The 24649-nt window shown below is 71.4% G+C and carries 29 protein-coding genes; 7 read left to right on the top strand and 22 right to left on the bottom strand.

Annotated features, from left to right (window positions below):
* Positions 1 to 42: 42 nt before the first annotated feature.
* Positions 43 to 417, bottom strand: a complete 375-nt coding sequence (locus IW248_RS32110; RefSeq protein ID WP_196929885.1) for a CU044_2847 family protein — start codon at positions 415 to 417, stop codon at positions 43 to 45.
* A gap of 130 nt (positions 418 to 547) precedes the next feature.
* Here IW248_RS32110 and IW248_RS32105 point away from each other — a divergent pair, with 130 nt between their 5' ends.
* Both IW248_RS32105 and IW248_RS32100 read left to right on the top strand, forming a co-directional pair.
* Entirely contained in the window at positions 548 to 1312 is a 765-nt protein-coding gene (locus tag IW248_RS32105; RefSeq protein ID WP_196929884.1) for a class I SAM-dependent methyltransferase, read from the top strand.
* Positions 1313 to 1387: 75 nt separating this feature from the next.
* Positions 1388 to 1654, top strand: a complete 267-nt coding sequence (locus IW248_RS32100) for a hypothetical protein (protein ID WP_091405397.1) — start codon at positions 1388 to 1390, stop codon at positions 1652 to 1654.
* A 164-nt stretch (positions 1655 to 1818) separates the two neighbouring features.
* On the opposite strand, the gene IW248_RS32095 is transcribed toward IW248_RS32100, so the two are convergent.
* Positions 1819 to 2364, bottom strand: a complete 546-nt coding sequence (locus tag IW248_RS32095) for a hypothetical protein (protein WP_196929883.1) — start codon at positions 2362 to 2364, stop codon at positions 1819 to 1821.
* Positions 2365 to 2501: 137 nt separating this feature from the next.
* Here IW248_RS32095 and IW248_RS32090 point away from each other — a divergent pair, with 137 nt between their 5' ends.
* The gene (locus IW248_RS32090) at positions 2502 to 2843 is read left to right on the top strand and encodes a hypothetical protein (RefSeq protein WP_196929882.1); all 342 of its coding nucleotides are present in this window, start codon (positions 2502 to 2504) and stop codon (positions 2841 to 2843) included.
* Positions 2844 to 2851: 8 nt separating this feature from the next.
* Here the strand turns inward: IW248_RS32090 and IW248_RS32085 are convergent, their stop codons facing one another.
* The 4 genes from IW248_RS32085 to IW248_RS32070 form a co-directional block, all read right to left on the bottom strand.
* On the bottom strand, positions 2852 to 3319 hold the full coding sequence (locus tag IW248_RS32085; protein ID WP_124822664.1) for a ribose-5-phosphate isomerase: 468 nt from the start codon (positions 3317 to 3319) through the stop codon (positions 2852 to 2854).
* Positions 3320 to 3406: 87 nt separating this feature from the next.
* Positions 3407 to 4606, bottom strand: a complete 1200-nt coding sequence (locus IW248_RS32080; RefSeq protein ID WP_196929881.1) for a DUF1015 family protein — start codon at positions 4604 to 4606, stop codon at positions 3407 to 3409.
* Between the two features lie 90 nt (positions 4607 to 4696).
* Positions 4697 to 5404 (bottom strand): hypothetical protein, encoded by a 708-nt coding sequence (locus tag IW248_RS32075; protein ID WP_196929880.1) that lies wholly within the window; start codon positions 5402 to 5404, stop codon positions 4697 to 4699.
* The gene (locus tag IW248_RS32070; RefSeq protein ID WP_124822662.1) at positions 5405 to 6031 is read right to left on the bottom strand and encodes a mycothiol-dependent nitroreductase Rv2466c family protein; all 627 of its coding nucleotides are present in this window, start codon (positions 6029 to 6031) and stop codon (positions 5405 to 5407) included.
* Positions 6032 to 6251: 220 nt separating this feature from the next.
* On the opposite strand from IW248_RS32070, the gene pepN reads away from it, so the two are divergent.
* Entirely contained in the window at positions 6252 to 8801 is a 2550-nt protein-coding gene (gene pepN, locus IW248_RS32065; RefSeq protein ID WP_196929879.1) for an aminopeptidase N, read from the top strand.
* A gap of 154 nt (positions 8802 to 8955) precedes the next feature.
* On the opposite strand, the gene IW248_RS32060 is transcribed toward pepN, so the two are convergent.
* From IW248_RS32060 to IW248_RS31995, 14 genes are all read right to left on the bottom strand, one after another.
* Positions 8956 to 9363: a DUF5130 family protein gene (locus IW248_RS32060; RefSeq protein WP_030333506.1), complete on the bottom strand. Its 408-nt coding sequence runs from the start codon at positions 9361 to 9363 to the stop codon at positions 8956 to 8958.
* Entirely contained in the window at positions 9350 to 9670 is a 321-nt protein-coding gene (gene ctaJ, locus IW248_RS32055; RefSeq protein WP_443673278.1) for an aa3-type cytochrome oxidase subunit CtaJ, read from the bottom strand. Before ctaJ ends, IW248_RS32060 begins: the two co-directional genes overlap by 14 nt.
* A gap of 51 nt (positions 9671 to 9721) precedes the next feature.
* Positions 9722 to 11185 (bottom strand): amidase, encoded by a 1464-nt coding sequence (locus IW248_RS32050; RefSeq protein ID WP_196929878.1) that lies wholly within the window; start codon positions 11183 to 11185, stop codon positions 9722 to 9724.
* A 105-nt stretch (positions 11186 to 11290) separates the two neighbouring features.
* Entirely contained in the window at positions 11291 to 12292 is a 1002-nt protein-coding gene (locus tag IW248_RS32045; protein ID WP_196929877.1) for an amidohydrolase family protein, read from the bottom strand.
* Entirely contained in the window at positions 12292 to 12816 is a 525-nt protein-coding gene (locus IW248_RS32040) for a 3-hydroxyanthranilate 3,4-dioxygenase (protein ID WP_124822655.1), read from the bottom strand. The genes IW248_RS32045 and IW248_RS32040 overlap by 1 nt, the downstream gene beginning before the upstream one ends.
* Positions 12813 to 13235 carry a RidA family protein gene (locus tag IW248_RS32035; protein ID WP_196929876.1) on the bottom strand — a complete coding sequence of 141 codons (423 nt, stop codon included), beginning with the start codon at positions 13233 to 13235 and terminating at the stop codon, positions 12813 to 12815. Before IW248_RS32035 ends, IW248_RS32040 begins: the two co-directional genes overlap by 4 nt.
* A complete protein-coding gene (locus IW248_RS32030; RefSeq protein ID WP_124822653.1) occupies positions 13232 to 14005 on the bottom strand; it encodes a 2-keto-4-pentenoate hydratase in 774 nt (257 codons plus the stop codon). Before IW248_RS32030 ends, IW248_RS32035 begins: the two co-directional genes overlap by 4 nt.
* Complete coding sequence (gene dmpG / locus IW248_RS32025; RefSeq protein WP_196929875.1) at positions 14002 to 15066, bottom strand: 4-hydroxy-2-oxovalerate aldolase; 1065 nt, start codon at positions 15064 to 15066, stop codon at positions 14002 to 14004. The genes IW248_RS32030 and dmpG overlap by 4 nt, the downstream gene beginning before the upstream one ends.
* Entirely contained in the window at positions 15063 to 15998 is a 936-nt protein-coding gene (locus IW248_RS32020) for an acetaldehyde dehydrogenase (acetylating) (protein ID WP_196929874.1), read from the bottom strand. The genes dmpG and IW248_RS32020 overlap by 4 nt, the downstream gene beginning before the upstream one ends.
* A complete protein-coding gene (locus IW248_RS32015; RefSeq protein WP_196929873.1) occupies positions 15995 to 16792 on the bottom strand; it encodes a 2-keto-4-pentenoate hydratase in 798 nt (265 codons plus the stop codon). The genes IW248_RS32020 and IW248_RS32015 overlap by 4 nt, the downstream gene beginning before the upstream one ends.
* Positions 16793 to 16812: 20 nt before the next feature.
* A complete protein-coding gene (locus IW248_RS32010) occupies positions 16813 to 18294 on the bottom strand; it encodes a 2-hydroxymuconic semialdehyde dehydrogenase (RefSeq protein WP_196930455.1) in 1482 nt (493 codons plus the stop codon).
* Positions 18295 to 18317: 23 nt separating this feature from the next.
* A complete protein-coding gene (locus IW248_RS32005; protein ID WP_196929872.1) occupies positions 18318 to 19655 on the bottom strand; it encodes an FAD-dependent oxidoreductase in 1338 nt (445 codons plus the stop codon).
* On the bottom strand, positions 19652 to 20932 hold the full coding sequence (gene kynU, locus IW248_RS32000; protein ID WP_196929871.1) for a kynureninase: 1281 nt from the start codon (positions 20930 to 20932) through the stop codon (positions 19652 to 19654). Before kynU ends, IW248_RS32005 begins: the two co-directional genes overlap by 4 nt.
* Positions 20933 to 20946: 14 nt before the next feature.
* Positions 20947 to 21849 (bottom strand): tryptophan 2,3-dioxygenase, encoded by a 903-nt coding sequence (locus IW248_RS31995; protein ID WP_196930454.1) that lies wholly within the window; start codon positions 21847 to 21849, stop codon positions 20947 to 20949.
* 148 nt (positions 21850 to 21997) lie between these two features.
* On the opposite strand from IW248_RS31995, the gene IW248_RS31990 reads away from it, so the two are divergent.
* From IW248_RS31990 to IW248_RS31980, 3 genes are all read left to right on the top strand, one after another.
* A complete protein-coding gene (locus tag IW248_RS31990) occupies positions 21998 to 22462 on the top strand; it encodes an Lrp/AsnC family transcriptional regulator (RefSeq protein ID WP_196929870.1) in 465 nt (154 codons plus the stop codon).
* A gap of 96 nt (positions 22463 to 22558) precedes the next feature.
* Positions 22559 to 23083: a hypothetical protein gene (locus tag IW248_RS31985; protein ID WP_196929869.1), complete on the top strand. Its 525-nt coding sequence runs from the start codon at positions 22559 to 22561 to the stop codon at positions 23081 to 23083.
* A gap of 12 nt (positions 23084 to 23095) precedes the next feature.
* Positions 23096 to 23932, top strand: a complete 837-nt coding sequence (locus tag IW248_RS31980) for a class F sortase (RefSeq protein WP_196929868.1) — start codon at positions 23096 to 23098, stop codon at positions 23930 to 23932.
* Between the two features lie 24 nt (positions 23933 to 23956).
* Here IW248_RS31980 and IW248_RS31975 read toward each other — a convergent pair whose 3' ends face one another.
* Together IW248_RS31975 and IW248_RS31970 are read right to left on the bottom strand one after the other, a co-directional pair.
* A complete protein-coding gene (locus IW248_RS31975; protein ID WP_196929867.1) occupies positions 23957 to 24367 on the bottom strand; it encodes a type II toxin-antitoxin system VapC family toxin in 411 nt (136 codons plus the stop codon).
* Entirely contained in the window at positions 24364 to 24642 is a 279-nt protein-coding gene (locus IW248_RS31970; protein WP_196929866.1) for a type II toxin-antitoxin system Phd/YefM family antitoxin, read from the bottom strand. Before IW248_RS31970 ends, IW248_RS31975 begins: the two co-directional genes overlap by 4 nt.
* Positions 24643 to 24649 lie beyond the last annotated feature (7 nt).

The following is a 24649-nucleotide window of genomic DNA, read 5'->3' as shown; positions in this document are numbered from 1 at the left end:
CACTCGACCCGGGCGGTCGGCAGCCGGCGGCCGGCGCTGCGGTCAGTCATGCGCGACGGTCTCCTGCGCGACGGCCCCGTCCTCGCCCTGCGACGGCAGGGCGGCGGGGACGCCCGACGTCCAGATCAGCTTGACCTTGAGGTGGCCCTGCGCGCTGGTGCGGGCGACGACGGCGCCGGCCTCCGCGGTGAGGGTCACGCCGATCTCGACCTCCACCTGGTCGGGTCGCACCGACACCCCCCGGACCACGCCCAGCGCCGCGTCGAGCGCCGGCTTGATCTGGGCCAGTGCCATTTCCAGCGTCTGCCGGGCGGGGCGGATCCGGTCGAGCAGACCGACCCGTTCCAGATCGGTGCCAGCGTGTTCCTCGACGAGCAGGACGCCCTGATCAGTCTCGAAACGCAGAAGATCCGCCACGTGACAAATTCTCGCCGAAAGATCGTTCGGAATCGGTGTCAGATCACTGACAGGAGTCATTGCGTGCACCCTGTGCCGACACGTGGCACTTTTGCTTGCCATCACCACTGCGGCCTGTCAGCCTGGCGGAATGCAGGACACGGCAACCTTCGAGGATCTGCTCCGCGAAGGCGTTGACGCATCCGTGGACGGTTGGGACTTTTCCTGGTTCGACGGCCGCGCGACAGAACAACGGCCGTCCTGGGGATATCTGAAACTCATGGCAGCCCAGATGAGGGTGGCCCGCGCCGCTCTGGACATCCAGACCGGCGGCGGCGAGGTGCTCTCCGAGGTGCCAGCACTTCCACAGGTGACCGTGGCCACCGAACACTGGCCGCCCAACCTCCAACTGGCCCGGCGCGCGCTCGAACCGCGCGGCGTGCGGGTGGTCGACGTCGCCGAGGACGCCCCGTTCCCGTTTCCCGACGAGACGTTCGACCTGGTGGTGAGCCGCCATCCCAACGTGGTGCTCTGGGACGAGATCGCGCGGGTGCTCACTCCCGGCGGGCGGTATCTGGCCCAGCAGATCGGCCCCGGCTCGAACCGGGAGCTGGCGCAGTTTCTCACCGGTTCCCGTGAGATCGGCGACGAACGCAGCCCGGCCCGCGCCGCCGCCGGCGCGCAGGCCGCCGGCCTGGTCGTCGACGAGTTGCGGCACGAAGCGCTGCCGACCACCTTCAACGACGTCGCGGCTGTGGTGCACTTCCTCCGCAAGGTCATCTGGACGGTGCCGGACTTCACCGTGGACCGCTACCGGGCCCGCCTCGTCGATCTGCACGACCACATCCGTCGACACGGTCCGTTCGTGGCCCACGCCCAGCGCATCCTGGTCCGCGCGCACAAACCCGAGCACTGACACGAACGTGCCTGCGCGGCCGCTGGCCGGATTTCACCCGTTTCCGCCCGCTGCCTGGCGGGTAGGGGCCCGTCCATGGACACGAACACGACGGCCCACCTGGTGGGCGGCCCCCGAGACGGCAGCACCCACGAGACCGGCAACGAGGCACTCGTCGAGGTGGAGATCGACGGCCTGATGCACCGCTACATCAAGACCACCAAGCAGCACGACGATGGTCGACCGCTCTACAACTACGACGGGGCGGTCGCCCCGGACGGCGGCGAGCCCGGCGTCGAGGATCCGGCCGCCCGGGTCGCGTCGCCCCGAGCCGACGCCGAGGGGCACGGCGGCACCCACTGACCGCCGCACCGTCGGGATCACGCAAGCCCACGAATGAGGTACCGGTCCGAGCGGCCGGCCGCGGATGAACCGCAGCCGGCCGGGTAAGCAGCGACCTTGCCTGGTGGGGAGACGACCGGGTGCACGGGTGGGCGGTCCTGGACCGTCCGCCCGTGCACGACCGCTCAGTTCGAGGAGATCCAGTTCCAGGCCGAGACGACCCACTCGGTCTGCTGGAGCCACGCCACACCGAGGCCGACGAGGAACACCGCCGTCGCCAGGTGGGCACCTCGGGCACTGCGCCGGACCCGGCCCAACTGCCGCTCCAGCACCACCCGGCCGACCAGCCGGAACAGGGCGAACAGGCCGACCGCCACCAGCAGGCTGAGCACCAGCACCAGCAGCGGGCCGCTCAGATCACCCTGGCCGGACAGCGCCCAGATCCCCCAGCACACGAACGCGAAGAGACCGGCTGCCGCGCTCCACTCACCGCCACGCCGCAGTTGCGCCATCCGCGAGCTCAGCGAACGGCGTGGCGCCGGCTCGCCGGGCCAGCCGGTGCCGGTCGGCTCCTGCTCGACCACCGGGAACGGCTCCGTCCGCGGGGTGCGCGGCTGACCCACCGGAGCGACGCCCCGGCGGAACCCGTCGCGCTGCGGCGGCACCCCGACGCCGGCCTGCGGTGGAACCTCCACGGTCCGCTCCGCCCACGGCTGCGTCTGGTCTGCCATCTTGCTCCCCCTGACCGACGGCAACAGCACCGCCTGGATTCGAGGGTAGCCAGCCGGCAAATCGGTCGCCGACCCCGGCCGGGAGGCGAGGGCACGCGACGGTGCCGGATCAAACCCGCGCAGGGTACGGTCGGCTGATGGGTGACCCCGACCGACGACGGCGACGGCTGCGCCACCACGCCGACACCGAGACGGCCAAACCGGGTGCCGACGGCCCGACGGCCAGCACCCCGGTCGTGCACGACGGTGACGACCCGCCGCCCCGACGCAGGGGTGCGGGCGGCGACGAGCGTGACGGCGAGCGGGGGCTGCGCGGGTTGGTCGGGTCCGGTTCGTCCCAGGTGGGGCTGAGCGCCGCCCTACGGGCCCGGGATGCGGCCCGCCCCACCGACGACGACCTGGCCGAGGCGGAGGCGCGGGTGGTGGTCGTCCGTCGAAACTGGGTGCCCCGCGAGGAGTTGCCCCGCTCGCCGCGCTGAGCGACGCGTCAGGGCAGGACGGGCAACTCCCGGGTCCGCTCGTACTCGGCCACCTGGGCGATCCGACGAGCGTGCCGCTCGTTGCCGGAGAACGGCGTGTTCAGGAACGCCTCGACGATGCCGGTCGCCTCGTCGAGCGTGTGCTGGCGTGCACCGATCGCGACCACGTTCGCGTCGTTGTGCTGGCGGGACAGCTGAGCGGTCTCGACGCTCCAGGCCAGCGCGGCGCGGACGCCGGCGACCTTGTTCGCGGCGATCTGCTCACCGTTGCCCGAGCCACCGATGACTACTCCCAGACCCGTCTCGTCGGCCACCACCTGATCGCCAGTGTGCAGGCAGAACGTGGGGTAGTCGTCGTCCGGGTCATAGCCGTGCGGGCCGACGTCGACCACGTCGTACCCCTGCATGGCCAGGTGATTGGCCAGGTGCACCTTCAACTCGAAACCGGCGTGATCGGATCCCAGATAGACGCGCATACCGGGCAGTCTGTCAGGCCGCGCTCGGGGACGTCACAGGGGCGGCGTCCCCGAGCCGAGTTCGTCACACGGTCGTGGGGATGGCGCTCAACGCGGCAGCTCGGCGACGACCAGACCGCCGCGCGCCTTCGGGGTGAACCAGGTGCTCTTGCGGGGCATCTTCTCCCTGGCCAGGTTGACCGCGACGAAATCCGCCACGGTCACCGGAGCGATCAGGATGGCCAACTCGGCCCGCCCGGCGTCGACCTCACCGGTGAGCCAGCTCGCCGGGTAGTCACCGCCGACGTAGGTGATCCGCTTGTCGCCCGGGTCCAGACCGAGAGCGTCGCGCAACACCAGCCGCTCGACCAGTGCGTGGTCCAGGTTTTCCAGGCCGGCCGAGGCGGTGGCGGGCAGACGCACCGCGTACCCCTGGCCGTCGAGGCGGAGGTGCACGGTGCCGCCGGCCGCCGGGACCTCGACCGGGCCGTCGATCGGCTCGACCTCGGCGCCCGCGGCCCGCAGCCGGTCGAGCAGCTCGGCCGGCGTGGTGGTCAGCTCGCTGACCAGCCGGTTGTACGGCTGGATGGCCAACGACGCGGGGGTGGTGACCACGGCCAGGAAGCGCGGCAGCCCCCCGGTCTGCGCGGCCAGGCTGCGGTGGTTGCCGTCTGCGACGACCAGATCCCCGCCACCGGCGAGAGCGGTGAGCGTGGCCTGCTCCGGGCCGGGGCCGAGCAGCCAGATGGCGTGCGTGCGCCCCGCCTGGTCGGTGTCCGTCGCGGCGGGCGCGCCGGCCGTGTCGGTCGCCGCCGCGAGCGCGGCGTGCAACTCGTCGCCACGCCCGGTCTGCAGCAGGAGTACGGGCGAGAGCAGGTGGCCCAGCGCGTCGGCCAACGCCACGCGCTCGCGCACCTTGGCGATGAAGACGTCCTCGTTGCGGATGACGAGGCCCGGCTCGTCCGCCCGGGTGGAGATCTGGTCGGTGTCCACCATCGCGAACAGCCCGTACGCCGGCTCCTCGCCGGGTGCGCTGATCCGGTAGAGCACCACCACCTGCTCGGCGGGGGTGTAACTGCCGTCGGCCTTGGCCTCGGCGAAGCGGGCCACTGCGTCCGGCAGCGCGTCGAGGAACGACTTGCCCAGGCTCTGCGGGGCGCGGTGCGGCATCTCGATGCCGAGAGCACTGTGCGGGTTCGACTCGATGATCGCGGTGATCTCCGCGTCGTCGGCGAACTCGTCGTAGTTTTGCGCGCCGGTGCCGCCAGTGGTGACCCAGGCCCGGGTGATCGGATGCACGACCGTCATGCCCACTGACGCTACCGGCGACGGTGTCGCCGCCGACGGGGACCCGCAGGGCGTCCACCAGATGAAAGCGCCGGGTCGGACCCGGGTGGGTCAGCCGGCGCGGTCGGAGGTGCCCCGGCGGTGCCTACCCGCGCTGACCGGCCCACCGTTGCCGCGTCGACCGGTCCCGATCGGCCCGGTGTTCAGGGCGCGGCGGGGCGACGCGGGCGGCCCCGGCACGGGACGGTCGGGAGGAGGCGTCGGAACGGGCCGTGGGCTCAGCGGCGGCGTCGGCACCGGGCGCGGAGGAGCCGGCGCCGGCGGCGGGGGCGCCGGTTCGGCCGGGGCCGCCCCCGACGGCACCAGCGCCGGAACATCGGTCGGCACGGCGTCGACTGGCGACGGCAGCGGGTCGACGGACGCGGGCGGAGTGAGCCGGGAGGTCACCGGGACCCGCGCCACGCCCACCACGATGGGCGGCGCGAGCAGATCCACCAGGTGGGCGGGTAGGTCCGGGCGGACCGTCGGCCAGCGGGAGTCGTCAACGGACCAGTAGTCCGCGCCGGGAGTCTCGATCACCCCCTGCCGGGTCAGCTGATCATCACCGGACGCACGGTGCTTGGCCATCGGGATTGCCTCCACGAACTGCGGCGCGCGGCCCGGCGGGTCGCTGCGGCGGACACCGAGGGAAACGACGCCGCCCGCCTCCCGGTGACGCCACGATCGTCCGCAGACCTCGGCGCCGCACTCGGCGTCCGACCCGAAACGCCCCCGTCCGCTCAGCTGACGAAGCACGGACGGGGGCGCGGTGGTCGTCACTCAGTCGAAGATCGGGTCCTGCTCGCGGGTGCGCTTGAGCTCGTAGAAGCCCGGGGTGCCGGCGACCAGCAGCACACCGTCCCAGAGTCGGCCGGCGGCCTCCCCCTTCGGAGCCGGAGTGATCACCGGGCCGAAGAACGCGACAGGGGTGCCGTCCGGGCCGGGCGCGTGCACGACCGGAGTGCCCACATCCTGCCCGACCGGGCGCATGCCCGCCTCGTGGCTGGCCCGCAGCGCCTCGTCGTAGTCGGTGCTGTCGGCGGCCGCGGCCAGCGCCGGGTCGAGGCCGGCCTCGGTGAGCGCGGCGACGTACAACTCCTGATTTCGCTCCTGCTTCTGCAGGTGGATCCGGGTGCCGAGCGCGGTGTACAGCGGGCGCAGCACCTCATTGCCGTGGCGCTGCTCGGCGGCGATGCAGACACGCACCGGGCCCCACGCGGTCTTCAGGAACTCCTTGTAGTCCTCGGTCAGCCCGTCCCGGCCGTCGTTGAGCACAGCCAGGCTCATCACGTGGAAACGGATGTCCACGTTTCGGATCTGCTCGACCTCGAGCAGCCAGCGGGAGGTGATCCATGCCCACGGGCAGGCCGGGTCGAACCACATGTCGGCGGTGACACGTTCGGTCACTGTGAGATCCCTTCGCGACGGGTGGCGCCGGCGGTCGGCGTCTCCAGAGAATCTTCACCCCGCAGCGCATCGACCGGCACCCGAATGAGAGCGTGACCTCGGCCACCGCGGGCTGCCCGTACATGGAAGACTCGAATCGGGCCGGCCGTCACGAGCGGTAGGCGAACGGGCGCCGCCGGGCGTACGGCGACATGTGGGATGGAGACGAACAGTGCCGGGAGTGCGCAACCTGACGCAGGTCGAGGCGACCGAGCGGGCACGCCTGCTCAACGTGACGGGGTATGACATCAGTCTGGACCTGTCCACCGCCGTGCTGGCGGCCGACGGCCGCACGTTCAGGTCGACGACCGAGGTTCGGTTCCGTTGCTCCGAACCGGGCGCGAGCACATTCATCGAGTTGGCCGCCGAGTCGGTGCGGTCCGCGACGCTGAACGGCACGCCCGTCGACCTCTCCGACTGGTCGGCCGAGAAGGGCCTGACCCTGTCCGGGTTGGACAGCGACAACGTGCTGGTGGTCGAGGCCGACTTCGGTTACTCCAACAGCGGGCAGGGTCTGCACCGGACGGTCGACCCGGTGGACGGCGAGACGTACCTCTACAGCCAGTTCGAGACGGCCGACGCGCAGCGGGTGTACGCCTGCTTCGACCAACCCGACCTGAAGAGCGTCTACACCTGGCACGTCACGGTGCCGGCGCACTGGCGGGCGGTTTCCAACATGCCGGTGCAGCGCGAGGAGCCGGCGGGTGACGCGCTCAAGACGCTGCACTTCACCGAGTCGCCCCGGATGAGCACCTACATCACGGCGATGTGCGCCGGGCCGTACCACGAGGTGCGCGACGCGCACGACGGCATCGACCTGGGTGTGTTCTGCCGGGCGTCGATGGCACAGTACCTGGACTCCGACGACCTGTTCCTGATCACCAAGCAGGGCTTCGACTTCTTCCACGAGAAGTTCGGCGTGCGCTACCCGCTGCCGAAGTACGACCAGCTCTGGGTGCCCGACTTCAACGCCGGCGCGATGGAGAACTTCGGCTGCGTGACGCACGCCGAGTCGCACTACCTGTTCCGCTCGCAGGTCACCGACTTCGAGTACGAGCAGCGGGCCAACACGATCCTGCACGAACTGGCCCACATGTGGTTCGGTGACCTGGTCACCATGCGCTGGTGGAACGACCTGTGGCTGAACGAGTCGTTCGCCGAGTGGGCCAGCCACTGGTGCAACACCAACGCGACCCGCTTCACCGAGGCGTGGACGACCTTCCTGTCCATCCGGAAGAACTGGGGCTACCGGCAGGACCAGCTCTCCTCCACCCACCCGGTCTACACGGAGATGCCGGACATGGAGGCCGTGGAGGTCAACTTCGACGGCATCACCTACGCCAAGGGCGCGAGCGTGCTCAAGCAGCTCGTCGCGTACGTGGGTGAGGAGCCGTTCGTGGCCGGGCTGCGGGCCTACTTCGGCAAGCACGCCTGGGGCAACGCCACCTTCGACGACCTGCTCACCGAGCTGGAGGCCGCATCCGGGCGGGAGCTGCGCAAGTTCGCCGCGCAGTGGTTGGAGACCGCGCAGGTCAACACGCTGCGGCCGGAGGTGACCATCGGGGCGGACGGCACGTACGAGCAGGTGCTGGTGCGGCAGGAGGCGCCGGCGGCGTACCCGACGCTGCGGACGCACCGGATCGGCGTGGGCCTGTACGACCTGACCGACGGGCGGCTGACCCGTCGTGAGCGGTACGAGGTGGACGTGACCGGCGAGCACACGGATCTCGCCCCGCTGCGTGGCGTCCGGGCCGCCGACGTGTTGCTGCTCAACGACGACGACCTCAGCTACACCAAGCTGCGCCTCGACGACCGCTCGATGGCGACAGTGGTGCAGCACATCGGTGGCTTCGACTCGTCGCTGGCCCGCGCCCTCTGCTGGACCGCCGCCTGGGACATGATCCGCGACGCCGAGCTGTCCGCCCGCGACTACGTGGCGCTGACGCTGAGCGGGCTGCCCGCGGAGACCGACATCAACCTCGTCACCGCCACCCTGCGGCAGGCGACCACCGCGCTCACCCTGTACGCCGACCCGGCCTGGGCGCCGACCGGCTGGGCCGACCTGGCCCGTACCGCCCGCGACGCGCTCGCCGCCGCCGAGCCCGGCAGCGGGTTCCAGTTGGCCTGGGCCCGTGCGTTCACGTCGGCGGTCCGCTCCGAGGAAGACCTGGCGACGTTGCGCGGTTGGCTGGACGGCACCGGGATGCCGGCCGGGCTGACCGTGGACACCGAGCTGCGCTGGTCGGTCCTCGCCGCGCTGGTGGCCAACGGCGCCGCCGGCACGGCCGAGATCGAGGCGGAGCTGAGCAGCGACCGCACGGCCAGCGGCGAGCGGGAGGCCGCGTACGCGCACGCGTTGATGCCGACGGCCGAAAACAAGGCCGCCGTGTGGGCCCTGCTCACCGGCCCGGACGCGCTGCCCAACTGGCGGCACCGGGCGCTGTTGCAGGGCTTCGCCCACCCGGCGCAGGTGGAGCTGGTCACCCCGTACCGGGAGCGCTACTTCGCGGCGGTCGGGCAGGTGTGGGCCACTCGGGACAGCGAGCCTGCGCAGGAGTTCGCCCAGCTGGCGTACCCGACCTACCTGGTGGAGGACGACACGGTGGCGGCCACCGACGCATGGCTGGCCGGTGACGGGCACCCCGCCCCGCTGCGTCGGCTGGTGGCCGAGGGCCGCGACGGTGTGGTGCGGGCGCTGAAGGCCCGCGCGAAGGACGCCCAGAGCGCCTGAGCAGCTTGTCCGGGGCCGGCGGGTTCTCGCCGGCCCCGGGCCAGCACTTCTGAAGATCGTGCTCGAACATGGAAATAGGGGCCTCAGCCGCAGCCGAGGCCCCTATTTCCTGGATCGAGCACGACCATGCGTGCCCAGGTGTCGTGTGTGTGGGTCAGCCCTTGCCGGCGTGGCTGGCGAGCTGGTCGAGGCCGTTGATGATGCCGCCGGCCAGGTCACCGCCGCTGAACGCGCCGACCATGGAGAGCGCGGCCAGCTTGGCGTACGTGTCGGGGATGCGCTTGCGGGCGTACCGCCCGGTGACGATCTCCAGCTGACGCTGGTTGGGCGACACGGCGATCAACACCGACTTGTCGGGCTCGGCGAGCTGACGGTGCAGCCGCTGGGCGTGCTCGCGGATCGGCTCGTCGAGGCCGCCGACGAAGACCGAGAAGACCAGCCCGGTGCCCTTGTCGGCCAGGCGCAGGGCCTCGTCGATGCGCAGCAGCTGGCGGGTCGAGAACGGCCCGTCGAGCACCTCGGGCGGATTTTCCGACCCGGCCTGCTTCTCACCAACGGTCACTTGCGCCTCCGGTTCCACCGGCCGGCGCCTCGACGCTGGCCTGCTCAAGCTTGTGGCTGGTCAGCGCGGGCGCCTGCGCCCCCGCCGTCAGCGCGGTGCCGGCCGAGTCGGCCAGCTGCTCCGGGCGGCCCAGGAACCAGACCGGAGTGAAGTCGAAGGGCCGGCCCGGACGGTAGCGCTTGGCGCCACCGCCACCGCCGGTGGCACCCCCATGGCTACCGGCGTACGACAGGCCGGCGATGACCAGCACCGCGGCCAACGGGATGCCGACGAAGACCAGCAACGTCTCGGTAACAGACAATCCCAACGCCCCCAGGCGGAAGAAGGACGACCTTGAACAACCGGGTCGGATGGACGATCACAATGCCGACCGCCCGACTCCGTCACCATTCACGTTAGCGGAGTCGGCGGCCCGCCAGATTGCGGGGTGCCGATCCCATCCGTCACTGGAGTTCTCCAGTTGCGCAGCGGTAGCGATAAGCCGCGCGTCGTCGCCGTACCGGCCGGTGAGCAGCACCCCGACGGGCAGGCCGTCGGTCGTGGTGCCCAGCGGCAGGGAGACGGAGGGATCACCTGTGACGTTGAAGATGGCGCAGTAGGGCGAGAACCGGCGTTGCCTGTCGAAGTCGGCGGCCGGGTCCGCGTCGGCGGTGAACCAGCCGACGGGTGCCTGCGGGGTGGCCAGGGTGGGACAGAGGAGCAGATCGCAGCCGGCAGTGCGGCGGGCGCCGAGGCGCACCTGCGCCTGCAACTCCCCGAGGGTGGCGGCCAGGGTGCCGGCGGAGATCTCGGCGCCCCGGGCCCGGAGCAGCCGGGTCAACGGCAGCAGCTCGGCCTCCCGCTGCGGCGGCACCGGGACGAGCGCCAGCACGTACCAGAGGATCTCGAACAGCGGCCACGCCGCCGGCCCGAGCGGCGGCGGCACCTCGACCACCTCGTGGCCGGCCGCCGTGAGCAGCGCCGCGGCCCGGTCCACGGCGGCCACGCAGTCGGGGTGCACCGGTTCGTCGGCGAGCATCGGCGCCGTGAATCGGCCGATCCGCAGCGGGCCGGGCTCAGCCCGGCGGGCGACGGCAAGATAACCGCCGGACGGCGCGGCCGGCGGCAGGTAGGGCTCGCCGGGGACCGGGACGGCCATGACGTCGAGCAGCGCGGCGACGTCGGTGACCGTGCGCCCGAGCGGGCCACTGGTGGTCAGGCCGAATGCGCCGGAGCCGATCGGCCCGCCGGAGACGAGGCCCCGACTGGGCTTGTAACCGACCAGGCCGCAGAGCGACGCCGGGATGCGCAGTGATCCACCGCCGTCGGACCCCTGGGCGACCGGGATCAGCCCGGCCGCGACCGCCGCCGCCGCGCCGCCGCTGGAACCGCCAGCGGTGTACGCCAGCTGCCACGGGTTGCGGGCCGGCGGCGCGACCCGGCCCTCGGAGTAGAGCGAGCAGCCCAACTCCGAGGTGGTCGTCTTGCCCAGGCTGACCAGGCCGGCGGCCTTGATGAACCGGACCACGTCGGCGTCGACCGGCGGGACGAAGTCGAGAAAGGCGGCCGAGCCGAAGGTGGTGCGGACCCCGGCGGTGAGGGTCAGGTCCTTGATCGCGGTCGGCACGCCGTGCAGCGGGCCGCGCTCCTCGATCGGCACCGCGTCGGCGGCGCGTGCGGCCTGCCGGGCGAGGTCCGGTGTGACGGTGACGAACGCGCCCACTGTGTCGCCGAGCGCCGCCACCCGGTTCAGGGAATGTTCGACCAGGTCGACGCTGGACAGCTCGCCGCGGGTCATCGCGGCGGCCTGTTCCAACGCGGTCAGGTCGTGCGGCTCGGCCATGCCGTCATCCTGCCGGCCGTCAGCCTTCCGCGCAGCCGACACGCGCTGGCGACCGGAAACGGACCAACCGGACGCCCGGCCTGTGCGAGCAGCAGATCGCTGTGCTCAGCCGTGCAGGAAGCGCAGGGCGTTGGTCGACAGGAGCTTGGCGCGCTGGTCGTCGGTGAGGAAGTCGGCCGCGTGCACCACCGCGCCGGCCGGGCGTTCGCCCAACGGGTACGGGTAGTCGCTGCCGACCAGCACCCGGTCCTCCCCCAACGTGTCGACAAGCAGCCGCAGCGCGGGCGGCGCGAAGACCACCGAGTCGACGCTGAACCGGTCGAGGTAGCTGCTCGGCGGGCCGGCGGATGCACCCCGGACCAGGTCGCCACGGCGGTGCCAGGCGTTGTCGGCGCGGCCGAGCCAGAACGGGAAGCTGCCGCCACCGTGCGCGAAGCAGATCCGCAACGTCTCGGGCACCCGGTCGAAGACGCCGCCGAGGATCATCGCCAGCACCGACAGGTGCGTCTCGGCGGGCATCCCGGTGAGCCAACGGGCCATCCAGCGGTCCAGTCGCGGCCCGCCCGGCATGTCCCACGGGTGGACGAAGACCGGTGCGCCCACCTCGGCGCAGTGCTGGAGGAAGGTGACCACGCCGGCGTCGTCCAGGTCCCGGTCGCCGACGTGGTTGCCGATCTCCACGCCCACGTGCCCGGCGGCGAGGCTCCGGTCCAACTCGGCGCAGGCGGCGTCCGGGTCCTGGAGCGGCACCTGGCAGAACGGCACCAGCCGGTCACCTCCGGCCGCGGTGACCTCCAGGGTCAGGTCGTTGAAGATCCGGGCGACCTTCACCGCCTGGTCGGCCGGGCGGTCGTAGCTGAAGAAGACCGGGGTGGGCGAGACCACCTGCACGTCCACGCCGTCGGCGTCCATGTCGGCCAGTCGGCGCGATGCGTCCCAACACTCGGCGCCGACCGGACGGAACTCCGTCTCCCCCACCATGATCATGGCGGCGCGCTCGGAGTCGACCCGCAACCACGGCCAGCCGGACCCACCGCACGCCGCGCCGAGGTCCGGCCAACCCTTCGGTACGACGTGCGTGTGCACGTCGACCACGCCTGCGGGCATCAGCCCTTGCCCGGGTGCAGGGTGCCGCAGTTGGCGCAGGTGCGGGCCTGCTCATCGGCGTAGAACGCCTGGAACACCGGGGGCAGATCGGCGGCGATGTCGCGGACCTGCAACTCGACCTCGTGCACCTTGCCGCCGCACTCGGGGCAGTACCACTGGAACGTCTCCAGCGTGCCCTCCTCGCGGACCCGCTCGACGACCACGCCGATCGACCCGGCCTCCGGCCGCTGCGGCGAGTGCGGGGTGTTGCGCGGCAACATCCACATCTGGCCCTCGCGCACGTGCACCGTACGCGGCCCCTCCGGAGTGACCAGGTTGATGTGCATGTTGCCCTTGACCTGGTAGAAGAACTCCTCGTACGGGTCCACGTGGAAGTCGGTGCGCTGGTTGGGCCCGCCCACCACCATCACGATGAAGTCGTCCCCGCCGGGGAACATCTCCTTGTTGCCCACCGGGGGCTTCAACAGGTGCTGGTTGTCCGCGATCCAGCCCGGAAAGCTGAACGGTTCGGCGATCTCACTCACGACTGACCTCCCGAGGGAAGAAGGGCCACGGCCTGGATTTCGATCAGCAGGTGCGGGTGCGGCAGCTGGTGCACCGCCACCGTCGTACGGGTCGGTCCGGAGGTGTCGAAGAACTCGGCCCACACCTCGTTGTAACCGCCGAAGTCGTTCATGTTGACCAGGTACGTCGTCACCTGGACGAGGTCGGCGAGGTTCGCGCCGACCGACCGCAGCAGATCGCCGATGTTCTCGATGACTGCCCGTGTCTGCACCCGGATGTCGAGGTTCGTCGTACCGAACTCGTCCACGGACACACCGGCGAACGTGTTGTCCGCGCGCCGTGACGACGTACCAGAGACGAAGACGAACCCACCCGCGACCTTGACGTGCGGAAAAGCCCCCCGCGGCACAGCCTTCCCGGCGACCACCCTGGCGGTCACGACGACGCCCGCAGCGAGGCCGTGCCGAGCTTCTCCACGACGGCACGGACGTGGGCGCCGGGGCGCAGCGGGACAGCGGCGGTGGCGGCGCCGGCCAGGAAGACCCAGCCGGACTCCAACCGCACCCCGTGCCGGCCCGCCAGCCGGATGCCCTCGTCGAGCGCCCGACGCGGATCACCGAGGATCGCCGCCGTCGAGCCGACCTGCGCCACCCGCCCGTCGACCTCCAGCAGCACGCCCAGGTTGTCCAGCCCCGCCGGCACCGGCGACCACGGCCCGATCACGAAGGCGGCGGCCGAGGTGTTGTCAGCGATCACGTCCGGCAGCGAGAAGCGGAAGTCCGCGTACCGGGAGTCGATCAGCTCGATGGCCGGGGCGACCGCGCGGACCGCCGTGGCGAAGTCGCCGACCGGCTCGCCCGGCTCGGGCAGCCGGTCCAGCAGGAACGCCACCTCCGGCTCGACCCGGGGGTGGATGTACGCGGCCGGGTCCACGGCACCACCGTCGGGCACCCGCATCGCGTTGGTGAGCCGCCCCCAGATCACCTCGTCCACGCCGACCTGGGCCATCTTCGCCCTGCTGGTCAGCCCCATCTTCAACCCGACCAACCGCTCACCGGCGTTCAGCCGGCGTTGCAGCAACGCGGCCTGCACGGCGTACGCGGTGTCCACGTCGAGGCCGGTCTCGGCGGCGAGTTGCGGGATCGCGGTGGCGGTGTCGGCCGCCGCGCCCAGCTTGTCGGCGATCCCGACGATGTCTACGCCGATCATGAGTGCTGCTCCTTGTCGGCCAGGTCTAGTGCCACGTCCACGATCATGTCCTCCTGGCCGCCGACCATTCGGCGACGGCCCAGCTCGACCAGGATCGACCGGACGTCCACGCCGTACTTCGTGGAGGCCCGTTCGGCGTGCCGCAGGAAGCTGGAGTAGACCCCGGCGTACCCCAGGGAAAGCGTCTCCCGGTCCACCTGGACCGGCCGGTCCTGGAGCGGGCGGACGATGTCGTCGGCGGCGTCCATCAGCGCGAACACGTCGCAGCCGTGCTTCCAGCCGTGCAGCTCGGCGACCGCGACGAAGACCTCCAGCGGGGCGTTTCCGGCGCCCGCGCCCATGCCGGCGAGGGAGGCGTCGACGCGGACGGTCCGACCGTGCGCCGCGTCGGGGCCGGCCGGGCCGGACCCGGTGACCCGGCCGTGCTCGACGGCGAGCACGCTGTTGGCCACCCCGAGTGACAGGTTGTGGTGGGCGTGGATGCCGATCTGCGTGTCCGGGGCGAGGACCTGCCGGTACGCGTCGACCCGCTGCGCCACGTCGGACATCAGCAGCCGGCCACCGGAGTCGGTGACGTAGACGCAGTGCGCCCCGTACGACTCCATGAGCTTCGCCTGACCGGCCAGCCCTGCCGGATCGTTCATGTGCGACATCATCAGGAACCCGGCCACGTCCATGCCGTTCTCCCGGGCCCAGGAGATGTGCTGGGCGGAGATGTCCGCCTCCGTGCAGTGGGTGGCGATCCGGACGCTTGTCACCCCGAGTGCCTTCGCCGCCTTCAGGTCGGCGATCGTGCCGATGCCCGGCAGCAGCAGGGTCGTCAGTTTGGCGGTGGTCAGCACCTCGGCAGCCGCCGAGATCCACTCCGCATCGCTGGCGGCGCCGTGGCCGTAGTTGACGCTGGAGCCGGCGAGGCCGTCACCGTGCGCCACCTCGATGGCGGCCACCCCGGCGGCGTCCAGCGCGGCGGCGATGGTGCGTACGTGGTCGACTGTGTACTGGTGGGCGATGGCATGCATGCCGTCGCGCAGCGTCACATCCTGGATGTACAGGTCGGTCATGACGCGGCCACCTCCGAAGAACGCCTGGCGACCAGCCGCTCCGCGGTACGCAGCGCGGCGGAGGTCATGATGTCCAGGTTCCCGGCGTACGCGGGCAGGTAGTGCCCGGCACCGGAGACCTCCAGGAAGACCGACACCTGCAGGGCGGTGATCCGCCGTCCGAACGTCGGCAGGTACGCCTCGACCCGGTCGAACTGCACGTCCTGCTTGAGTCGGTAGCCGGGGACGTACTCCTGCACTGCCGCCACCATCTCGGCCACGGAGGCGGCGATGGCGGCGGTGTCGGCGTCGACGTCCGGGCAGAGGCAGTAGACGGTGTCCCGCATCAGCAGCGGCGGGTCCGCCGGGTTCAGCACGATGATCGCCTTGCCCCGCTCGGCGCCGCCCACCACCTCGATGGCCCGGGCCGTGGTCTCGGTGAACTCGTCGATGTTGGCCCGGGTGCCCGGCCCGGCGGACTTCGACGCGATCGACGCGACGATCTCCCCGTACGCCACCGGGGTGACCCGGCGCACCGCGGCGACGATCGGCACTGTCGCCTGCCCGCCGCAGGTCACCATGTTGACGTTCGGCTGGTGCAGGTGCTCGTCGAGGTTGACCGGCGGCACCACGTACGGGCCGAGCGCGGCCGGGGTCAGGTCGACCACAGTCCGGCCGTGTGCGCGCAGCACCTCGTCGTGACGTCGGTGCGCGCCGGCCGAGGTGGCGTCGAACACCAGCTCGACGTCGGCGAACTCGGGCATTGCGACGAGCCCGTCCACGCCGTCGGCGGTGGTGGCGACGCCGAGCCGGCGAGCGCGCGCCAAGCCGTCGGAGGCCGGGTCGATGCCGGCCATCGCCACCATGCGCAGGCTGTCACTGAGCCGCAAAACCTTGATCATCAGATCGGTGCCGATGTTTCCCGATCCCAGCACCGCCACGTTGGTGGTCACTGGTTGCCTCCATCACTGAAACACGTCCGCACCGAGCCGAGCCCGGAGATGCGGGCCTCGTACGCGGCGCCCGGGGTGACCGGCACCATCGGACCGAGCGCCCCGGAGAGCACCACGTCCCCGGCGCGCAGGGGGTCGCCGGCGCGGGCCAGGGTGCCGGCCAGCCACTGCAGGGCGTGCAGCGGGTTGCCCAGGCAGGCGGCGCCCGCGCCCACCGAGACCGGCTCGCCGGCGTGCTCCAACACCATTCCGCACAGTCGCAGGTCCACGTCGGCGAGCCGGCGCGGCGTGGTGCCGAGCACGAAGAGCCCGCTGGAGGCGTTGTCGGCGACGGTGTCCACGATGGAGATGTCCCAGGCGGCGATCCGGGAGTCGACGATCTCGATCGCCGGCAACACGTGGTCGACCGCGCGGATCAGGTCGACAGTGGTGAGCTGCGGGTTCGGGAGATCCTTGTCAAGCACGAAGGCGATCTCGGCCTCGACGCGGGGCTGGAGCAGCCGGTCGATGGGCACCTCGACCCCGTCGCCGACCGCCATGGCGTCGGTAAGCATGCCGAAGTCCGGCTGGAACACCCCGAAGGTCTCCTGCACCGCCCGGGAGGTCAACCCGATCTTCGCGCCGACCCGGCGTTCGCCGCGGCCCTGCCAGGCCCGCGCCTGGAGTTGCTGCACCCGGTACGCGGCCTCGACGTCGCCCTCCGGCAACAGCCGGCCCCGAAGCGGCGCGCAGGGCTTGCCGGTGCTGCGGGCGTCGGCCAACTCCCGGTTGGCGGCCTCGATGTCAGCTTCCATGCCTGCTCCCTCGCTACGGCTCACGACAGGTCCACGCAGACGTTCGTGAGTTCGGAGTAGAAGTTCAGCGAGTGCACGCCGCCCTCGCGACCGATCCCGGACGCCTTCACCCCGCCGAACGGTGTACGCAGGTCACGCAGGAACCACGTGTTGACCCAGACGATGCCGGCGTCGAGCCGGGCGCCGGCCCGGTGCGCTACACCCACGTCCCGGGTCCACACGGTCGCCGCCAGGCCGTACTCGGTGCCGTTGGCGAGGGCGTACGCCTCGTCCTCGGTGTCGAACGGCGCGACGTGCACCACCGGGCCGAAGATCTCCTCCCGGTTGGTGCGGGCGGCCGGGCCGAGCCCGGTGAGCACCGTCGGCTGCACGTACGACCCGCCGTCGCGGGTGTCCCCGAAGGTGGGCGTGCCGCCGCCGGTGAGCACCTCGGCGCCCTCGGCGCGGGCCAGCTCGTACGCGCCGAGCACCTTCGCCCGGTGTTGGTGGGAGATCAGCGGCATGGTGGCGGTCGCCTCGTCGGTCGGCCACCCGTACGCCAGCTCACCGGCCCGCTTCGCCAGCCGGGCGGTGAACTCCTCGAAGACCGGGCGCTGCACGTAGATGCGCTCGGTGCAGAGGCACACCTGACCGCCGTTGGTGAAGCTGGACCGCACCGAACCGGCCACCGCCGCGTCCAGGTCTGCGTCGGCGAAGACCAGGCCGGCGTTCTTGCCGCCGAGTTCGAAGCTGACCGCCTTCACCCCGTCGGCGGCGGCCCGCATGATCGCGCCGCCGGTGGCCGACTCGCCGGTGAAGGTGATCGCGTCGACGCCGGGGTGGCGGGTGAGGAACTCGCCCGCCGAGTCCGGCCCGAAGCCGTGCACCAGGTTGAACACCCCGGCCGGTACGCCGGCGGCGGCCATCACCTCGGCGAGCACCGTCGCCGAGGCGGGAGTTTCCTCACTGGGCTTGACCACCACGGCGTTGCCGCAGGCCAGCGCCGGGGCCACCTTCCACGTGAGCAGCAGCAGCGGCAGGTTCCACGGCACGATGACCGCGACCACGCCGACCGGCTTGCGCAGCGCGTAGTTGAGCGCCCGGCCACCGGTCGGGGTGACAGTCGTGAACGACTCGGTGGGGGCGGTCGCCACGATCTCCGCGAACGCCCGGAAGTTCGCCGCGCCGCGCGGAATGTCGAGCGTGCGGGCCTGGGCGATGGACTTGCCGGTGTCGGCGACCTCGGCGGTGACCAAATCGTCGAAGCGGCGCTCCAACTCGTCGGCGACGCGGCGCAGCACCTCGGCGCGCTCGCGCTCCCCCATCCGGCCCCACGGCCCCCGCAGCGCCGCCCGGGCGGCGGCCACCGCGTCGTCCACAGTGGACCGCGACGCCTCGGCCACCTCGAAGACCTGCTCGCCGGTGACCGGGCTGGCCTTGGGGAACGTCGTCAGGCCGTCGACGAACTCGCCGGCCACGAAGTTGCGCAACCGGTGCGGGCCGGCCGGGGCGTGACCGGCCATCAGTCGCGGATCCCAGTTGCCGGTCATGCCTGCCTCCCTCGGCTCAGTGCCGCGCCGATCGCGCCGACCAGCAGCAGCGCGGCACCACCGACGACCGCCCCGAGCACCCGGTGCTGTCGGCGCACCCGGCGACGCACCTCCGCGTACGGGGTGGTGGAGAACGACACCAGCTCGTACTGGGAAACGTACCGGCCGGGCAGGGCCCGTTCCAGTGCGTGCTCCACCCGCCGCAGGGTCTGGAAGACCGGGGAGGCGACCTTGTCCCGCATCTCCACGAAGTTGGTGAGCGCCATCGTCGCGATGGCCTCGACGTTCTCCTGTCGGCGCCGCTGGAACAACGGCAGCGCCGACAACCAGTCGTCGGCGCACTCGTCCAGGCAGCGGTCCAGCTCCACCACGTCCTCGAAAGCGCAGTTGGCGCCCTGGCCGTAGAACGGCACGATGGCGTGCGCCGCGTCGCCAAGCAGGCCGACCTTCCCGTTCACCTGCCAGGGGGCGCAGCGCACCGTGCCGAGCACGCCCACCGGGTTGTGCTGGTAGTCGTCCACCAGGTTCGGGGCCAGCGGCACCACGTCCGGATAGTGCTCGGTGAAGTGCCGTTCGATCTCCGCCGGGCTGGTCAGCGAGGCGAAGCTGCCGGCACCGTCGTTGGGCCAGAACAGCGTGCAGGTGAAGGAGCGGTCCGGGTTCGGCAGCGCGATCATCATCGAGGTGCCCCGCGGCCAGATGTGCAGCGCGTCCGGGTCCAGGGCGAAGTCCCCGCCCAGCGGCGGAATCGTCAACTCCTTGTAGCCGTAGTCGAGGAAGTCCACGCTCTCGTCCAGCAGCCCGTACGCCAGCAGTTGCCCACGCACCGCGGAGCCGGCGCCGTCGGCACCCAGCACGACCGACGCCTTCGCCGCGACCGGACCCTGCGGGGTCTCGAAGCTCAGGGCGCCGTCGGTCGGGTCGAGCCCGACCAGCCGGTGGTCGAAGACGACCCGCACCCCGGGCAGCGCGGCGGCCTCGTCCAGCAGGGCGTTGTTCAGCGCACCCCGGCTGATCGAGTTGATCGCCCGGTCGCCGGCCGCGCTGTACGACTGGAACTGCTGCTCGCCCTCGACCGGGTGGATCATCCGGCCGCGCATCGGCAGCGCGTCGGTCATCACCTGCTCGGCCAGCCCGATCCTGCGCAACGCGTCCAGGCCGCGCTCGGAGAGCGCCAGGTTGATCGAGCGACCTCGCTCGGCGCTGCCGGCACGCGGGTCGGAGCGACGCTCGTAGAGGGCCACCGGGTAACCACGCCGGGCCAGGAAGCAGGCCGCCAGACAGCCGGCCAGCCCGGCGCCGATGATCGCGACCTCGTCGCGCCGCGCGGTCATGAGGTCACCTGCCCGACGGTGGACGCCAGCGCGGTGGCGGCCCGCCAGCAGTCGAGGTACGTGGAGTACAGCGGCACCGGGGCGAACCGGACGACATCCGGTTCGCGGGCGTCGGCGATGACCCCGTGTTCGTACCGTAGGCGTTTGGTCAGCTCGGCGGCGCTGCCGGACCCGATGCGCACGGAGAGCTGGCAGCCCCGGCGGGCCGGGTCGCGCGGGGTGACCACCCGCAGCGGTCGACCGACGGTCACCTCGTCGAGCAGCGACTCCAGCCAGCCGGTGAGGCGCTGGCTGCGGGCGCGCAGCGCGGTCATTCCCACAGCGTCGAACAGCTCCAGCGAGGTACGCACCGGGCCCATCGCAAAGATCGGCGGGTTGGAGATCTGCCAGGCCTCCACGGTGGCCGGTGGCCGGGACACCGGCGTCATCTCGAACCGGGTGGTCGCCGCGGTGCTCCACCATCCCTCGAAGCGGGGCAGGGACTCGTCGCCGAGGTGCCGCTCGTGCACGAAGACGCCCGCCAGGGCGCCCGGGCCGGAGTTCAGGTACTTGTAGGAGCACCACGCGGCGAAGTCGACGTCCCAGTCGTGCAGGGCCAGCGGCACGTTGCCGACCGCGTGGGCCAGGTCCCAACCGACCACCGCGCCGGCGGCCCGGCCGGCAGCCGTGATCGCCGGGATGTCCAGCAGCTCGCCGGTGAGGTAGTTGACCCCGCCGAGCAGCAGCAGCGCCACCCGGTCGCCCTCGGCGGCCAGGTAGTCCGTCACGTCCTCGGTGCGCAGGGCGTCCTCACCGTCGCGCGGACGCAGCCGGACCACCGTGTCGTCCGGGTCCAGGCCGTGGAACCGCGCCTGGCTGCGCACTGCGTAGCTGTCCGAGGGGAACGCGGCGTCCTCGATGACGATGCGGGTGCGCGCGCCGGCCGGTCGGTAGAAACTCACCATCAGCAGGTGCAGGTTGACAGTGAGCGAGTTCATCACCACGGCCTCCGTGGGCCGGGCGCCGACCAGTCGCGCGGCCGGCCCGGTCAACAACTCGTGGTACGGCAGCCAGGCGCGCTCCGCCTCCAGGTGCCCCTCCACGCCGAGCCGCCCCCACGCGTCCAGGTCGGCCAGGAGTTCGTCGCGGGTGGCCCGAGGTTGCAGGCCGAGCGAGTTGCCGGCCAGGTACGCCGACTCCGGGTGGTCGCCGCCGTCGGCCGGTGGCACGTGGAACAGGTGCCGGTGGCCGGGGTCGGCCTCGTCGCGGCGATGCGCTTCTTCTGCTGAGGTGTACATGTCTCGCTCTCCGGTCACATCGCGGTGCGGGCCGACCACAGCTCCGGGAAGACCACCCGGGCCATGCTGCGCTGCAACCACGCCAGGCCGGCGGAGCCGCCGCTGCCGACCTTGGCACCCATCGTCCGCTGCACCGCCTTGACATGGTTCCAGCGCCAGTCGCCGAACTCCTCGGCGACAGCGCTCAGCGCCTCGCCGAGCAGCCGCAGGTGGTTGTCCGGGCTGGCGTCGTCGTAGATCCGTACCCAGGCCGCCTCGACCAACGGGTGCGGGTCGTGTTCGACGGCCACGTCCCGGTCGAGCAGGTCGTCGGGAAGGTCGAAGCCGCGTCGAGCGAGCAGCGCGAGCACGTCATCCCAGAGGCTCGGGGTGGTCAGCGCGGCGCTCAGCGCGGCGTGCACCTCGGCCTGCCGGCGGAACGGGCGGATCAGCGTCGAGTCGCGCAACCCGAGTAGGAATTCCAACTGCCGGTACATCGCCGACTGGAAGCCGGAGGCCTCGCCGAGCAGGTTGCGGAACCTGTTGAAGTCGGCCGGGCTCATCCAGCGCAGGCCCTGCCAGGCGGCGTTGAGCCCTTCCAGGTGCAGCTTGGCTCGGCCCAGCGGGGCCAGCGCCTCCCAGATCTGGTCGGCGCGGATCAGCCGCTGGGTCTCCCGCAGTTCGTGGCAGGTCAGCCCGAAGTACAGCTCCATGATCTGGCTGACCATCAGGAAGGACATCTCGCCCGGGTCGCTGCTGAGCGGGTGCTGCATCTTGTGCAGGGCACTGGCCTGCACGTACGCGTCGTACGGCACCATGTCGGCGAACTCCAGCGTCGGCTCGCCACCGGTGCGCGCCGCCTGCTCGGCACGCTGTCCGGGGGTCACCGGCTGCACCGTGGCACGGCGGTTCGGCGCCCGCCGCTCCGTCTGATCCACCATCTCGTCTCCCTCCCCCGGAATAGCCGAGGTCATGATCTCGCGGTCGGATCGGCCTGCGGAATGCCGAATCAACGGCTCTCACCGCCTTCTCCTGGCAAACCAAAGGCAACTAGGCGAAGTCGGTTCACGAAAGTAAGGTCTGAGCGTGGACGACATGGACTGGGCGCTGCTGCGCGAGTTGCAGGCCGACGCGCGGCTCTCCTTCAGCGAGTTGTCCCGGCGGGTGCACCTGTCGCCACCGTCGGTCGCGGAGCGGGTCCGCCGGCTGGAGGAAACCGGGGTCATCACCGGCTACCACGCCCACGTCGACCTGAGCCGCGCCGGCCGTACCGTTGTCGCGCTGATCCGAATGTCCTGCTACGGCGCGCGATGCATCCTGCACGACCCGGCGGTGGCGGGCTGGCCGGAGATCCTGGAGATCCACCGGATCACCGGGGACGCGTGCAGCATGCTGAAGGTCGCCGCCGGCTCGATCGGCGCCTTCGAGGGGGTCATCGACCGTCTCGCCCCGTACGGCCAACCGTCGAGCACGATGGTCCTCTCCTCCCCGCTGAACTGGCAGCCCGTAACCCCCCTCCCCGCCACTGGGCCCGTCCCTCGCCCACGCTGACTCGCGCACCCTGCGGGTTTGCCTTTGCGCCAGCGGGAAAGCAGCGCCCGTGCCCAGGGGAGGGTTCCGGCGGTCGTCGCCGGTTGGGGGGAAATCATGCAGGGAATCCGCACGATCAACCGCGCGCTCTCGTCCGTACTGACACTTGTGGGGCTGGTCGGGGCGTTCGTCCTGTTGTCGGTCGCACCGGCGCGGGCCGGCGAGAACGTCTTCGTCGAGGTGACACCGAACAGCGCCCAGGCCGGCAGCCGGGTCAGCATCAAGGCGAGCTGCGACAACGACAACAACAACCGCCAGTCCAACGTGCACTCCGACGCGTTCGGGCACGTGATGCTCAAACCGGACAAGGGCTTCCTGACCGGTCAGGTCACCATTGCGCGCGACAAGCCAGCCGGTGACTACCCGGTTGACCTACGCTGCGAGAACGGTCAGACGGCGTCAACCACTCTGACCGTGCTGAACATGGCCTCACCCAGCAAGGGGCCGGCGACCGGTGGCGGCGGAATGGCCGGCGGTCGCGGCACCGGCTCGCTACTGGTGCTCGGTGGCGTGGCGTTGGTGGCCACCGCGATCGTGCTCGGGATGGCCGGCGGCCGACGTCGACCGGGAGCCGGCTCCTGAGCCGGATCACCCATGACCCGCAGATCCGCGCGTGCGCGGCCGGACCGCCGCGCCCGCCTCCGGGCCGGGCCGGCGCTGCGCGCGTCCGGCCGACTGGTGGCCCGTGCCTCCAGGCGACTGCGCCGGGTCGCCGGGCAGGCCGTGTCTGCCAGCGTCACCACCACCGACCCGGCCGTCCGCCCGCTGCCGCCGCGGCGTCCGGCCGGGCCGCCGTCGACCCGACTGCGTTTCGGTACGAGCCCAGGGTTGCCGGTGCTGGCCATCGCCGCGCTGATGGTGCTGATCGTGGCGATGCTCGGCGTCGAGCAGGTGACCGGAATGAGCCTGTTGCCGGACCGACTCAGCGCCGGCCTGCGACCGCCGCCGAAGAAGTTCCCGGTGCTGCCGGCAAGCCATCCGACAAGTCTCGCCATCGAGAAGATCGACCTGCGGGCGCCAGTACACGACGTGGGCATCGCTCCGGACGGCACGATCGCCGTGCCGGACGCGGCCCGCGCTCAGGAGGCCGGCTGGTACGACCAGGGGCCCACCCCGGGCCAGTACGGCCCAGCCGTGATCGTCGGGCACGTCGACACCACCAGCGGGCCGGCGGTCTTCCACAAGATCCGCGAGCTGCGCTCGGGTGACGAGATCGAGGTCACGCGCACCGACCAGCGTGTGGCGGTCTTCGAGGTGAACTCGGTGGAGAAGTTCGACAAGGACCGACTGCCGGTGGACGAGGTGTACGGCGACTTCAGCCGCCCGAGTCTCCGCCTGATCACCTGCGGCGGCCAGTGGGTCGGCGGCGAGACCGGCTACGCGGACAACGTGGTGGTCTTCGCATCGTTGGTCAAGGCGCGTGGTGGTTGAGGGCAGGCAGATCGGGACTACGAGTCAGTTCTGGCCTGGGCTTGCCACGGGCAACCCTGCGGCCTTGGCACAGTCAAGCAGTCGCCGGTCGTAACTGACGAAGGCGACAAGTGCCGCTCCGGACTCGTTGGTCAGGACCTGGGCCGTGGCAAGGTGGATGGCGTCGAGGCTGCGTAGCGTCGGCTCGGCGAACGCGGCGGCGGTCGCGCGGACAGTGCCGTCGATCTCCAGCCGGAAGAGGCGTCCGACGGCCGCCGGCACTCCGATCAACGCTTGCGGGGCTGATCGGCGCAACGCTCTGGGCACCTCAACCTCGACGAGAGCGGAGGAGACCAGTGGGACGTCGCCCTGGGCGTTGAGCCAGGAGACAAGGTCAGCGCTGCACGCCTCCTGCCGAACCAACTTCACGACGGCGGCGGAGTCGAGGTAGATCACCAGCGCTCCTCGTCTCGCATCTCGGCGAGCGTGGCAGCCACGTCCACGTCCTCGGCGCCGAGCTTTGGCGGAAGCGGGACAGGGCCGCTCCCAGTTGGCGCGACGGCCCGCCCCGCCACTACGAGCTTGGCCAGCACAGACCTGTCGTCGCTGATCGGAACCAGTCGGGCGATCGGATGCCCACGATCGGTGATCTCGACCGTCTCGCCACCACTCACCCGAGCCAGGACCTGACTCGTGTTCTGGTTCAGCTCTCGGACCCCGATACGCTCCATGGTCATA

The sequence above is a fragment of the Micromonospora ureilytica genome (genome assembly GCF_015751765.1).
GTDB classification, from domain to species: Bacteria; Actinomycetota; Actinomycetes; order Mycobacteriales; family Micromonosporaceae; genus Micromonospora; species Micromonospora ureilytica.
Note: the sequence above shows the minus strand (reverse complement) of the source record. Positions and strands in the feature narration are given on the sequence as shown.

Excerpts from the sequence above, each read along its gene's own strand:
- IW248_RS32010 (WP_196930455.1), bottom strand. The coding sequence starts at position 18,294 with ATGGCCGGTCACGCCCCGGCCGGCCCGCACCGGTTGCGCAACTTCGTG.
- IW248_RS31980 (WP_196929868.1), top strand. The coding sequence starts at position 23,096 with ATGACCCGCAGATCCGCGCGTGCGCGGCCGGACCGCCGCGCCCGCCTC.
- IW248_RS31970 (WP_196929866.1), bottom strand. The coding sequence starts at position 24,642 with ATGGAGCGTATCGGGGTCCGAGAGCTGAACCAGAACACGAGTCAGGTC.
- IW248_RS31985 (WP_196929869.1), top strand. The coding sequence starts at position 22,559 with ATGCAGGGAATCCGCACGATCAACCGCGCGCTCTCGTCCGTACTGACA.
- IW248_RS32100 (WP_091405397.1), top strand. The coding sequence starts at position 1,388 with ATGGACACGAACACGACGGCCCACCTGGTGGGCGGCCCCCGAGACGGC.
- IW248_RS32105 (WP_196929884.1), top strand. The coding sequence starts at position 548 with ATGCAGGACACGGCAACCTTCGAGGATCTGCTCCGCGAAGGCGTTGAC.
- IW248_RS32080 (WP_196929881.1), bottom strand. The coding sequence starts at position 4,606 with ATGACGGTCGTGCATCCGATCACCCGGGCCTGGGTCACCACTGGCGGC.
- IW248_RS32015 (WP_196929873.1), bottom strand. The coding sequence starts at position 16,792 with ATGGAAGCTGACATCGAGGCCGCCAACCGGGAGTTGGCCGACGCCCGC.
- IW248_RS32030 (WP_124822653.1), bottom strand. The coding sequence starts at position 14,005 with ATGATCGGCGTAGACATCGTCGGGATCGCCGACAAGCTGGGCGCGGCG.
- IW248_RS32050 (WP_196929878.1), bottom strand. The coding sequence starts at position 11,185 with ATGGCCGAGCCGCACGACCTGACCGCGTTGGAACAGGCCGCCGCGATG.
- IW248_RS32085 (WP_124822664.1), bottom strand. The coding sequence starts at position 3,319 with ATGCGCGTCTATCTGGGATCCGATCACGCCGGTTTCGAGTTGAAGGTG.
- dmpG (WP_196929875.1), bottom strand. The coding sequence starts at position 15,066 with ATGACCGACCTGTACATCCAGGATGTGACGCTGCGCGACGGCATGCAT.
- IW248_RS32095 (WP_196929883.1), bottom strand. The coding sequence starts at position 2,364 with ATGGCAGACCAGACGCAGCCGTGGGCGGAGCGGACCGTGGAGGTTCCA.
- IW248_RS32090 (WP_196929882.1), top strand. The coding sequence starts at position 2,502 with ATGGGTGACCCCGACCGACGACGGCGACGGCTGCGCCACCACGCCGAC.
- kynU (WP_196929871.1), bottom strand. The coding sequence starts at position 20,932 with ATGTACACCTCAGCAGAAGAAGCGCATCGCCGCGACGAGGCCGACCCC.
- IW248_RS32005 (WP_196929872.1), bottom strand. The coding sequence starts at position 19,655 with ATGACCGCGCGGCGCGACGAGGTCGCGATCATCGGCGCCGGGCTGGCC.
- IW248_RS32045 (WP_196929877.1), bottom strand. The coding sequence starts at position 12,292 with ATGCCCGCAGGCGTGGTCGACGTGCACACGCACGTCGTACCGAAGGGT.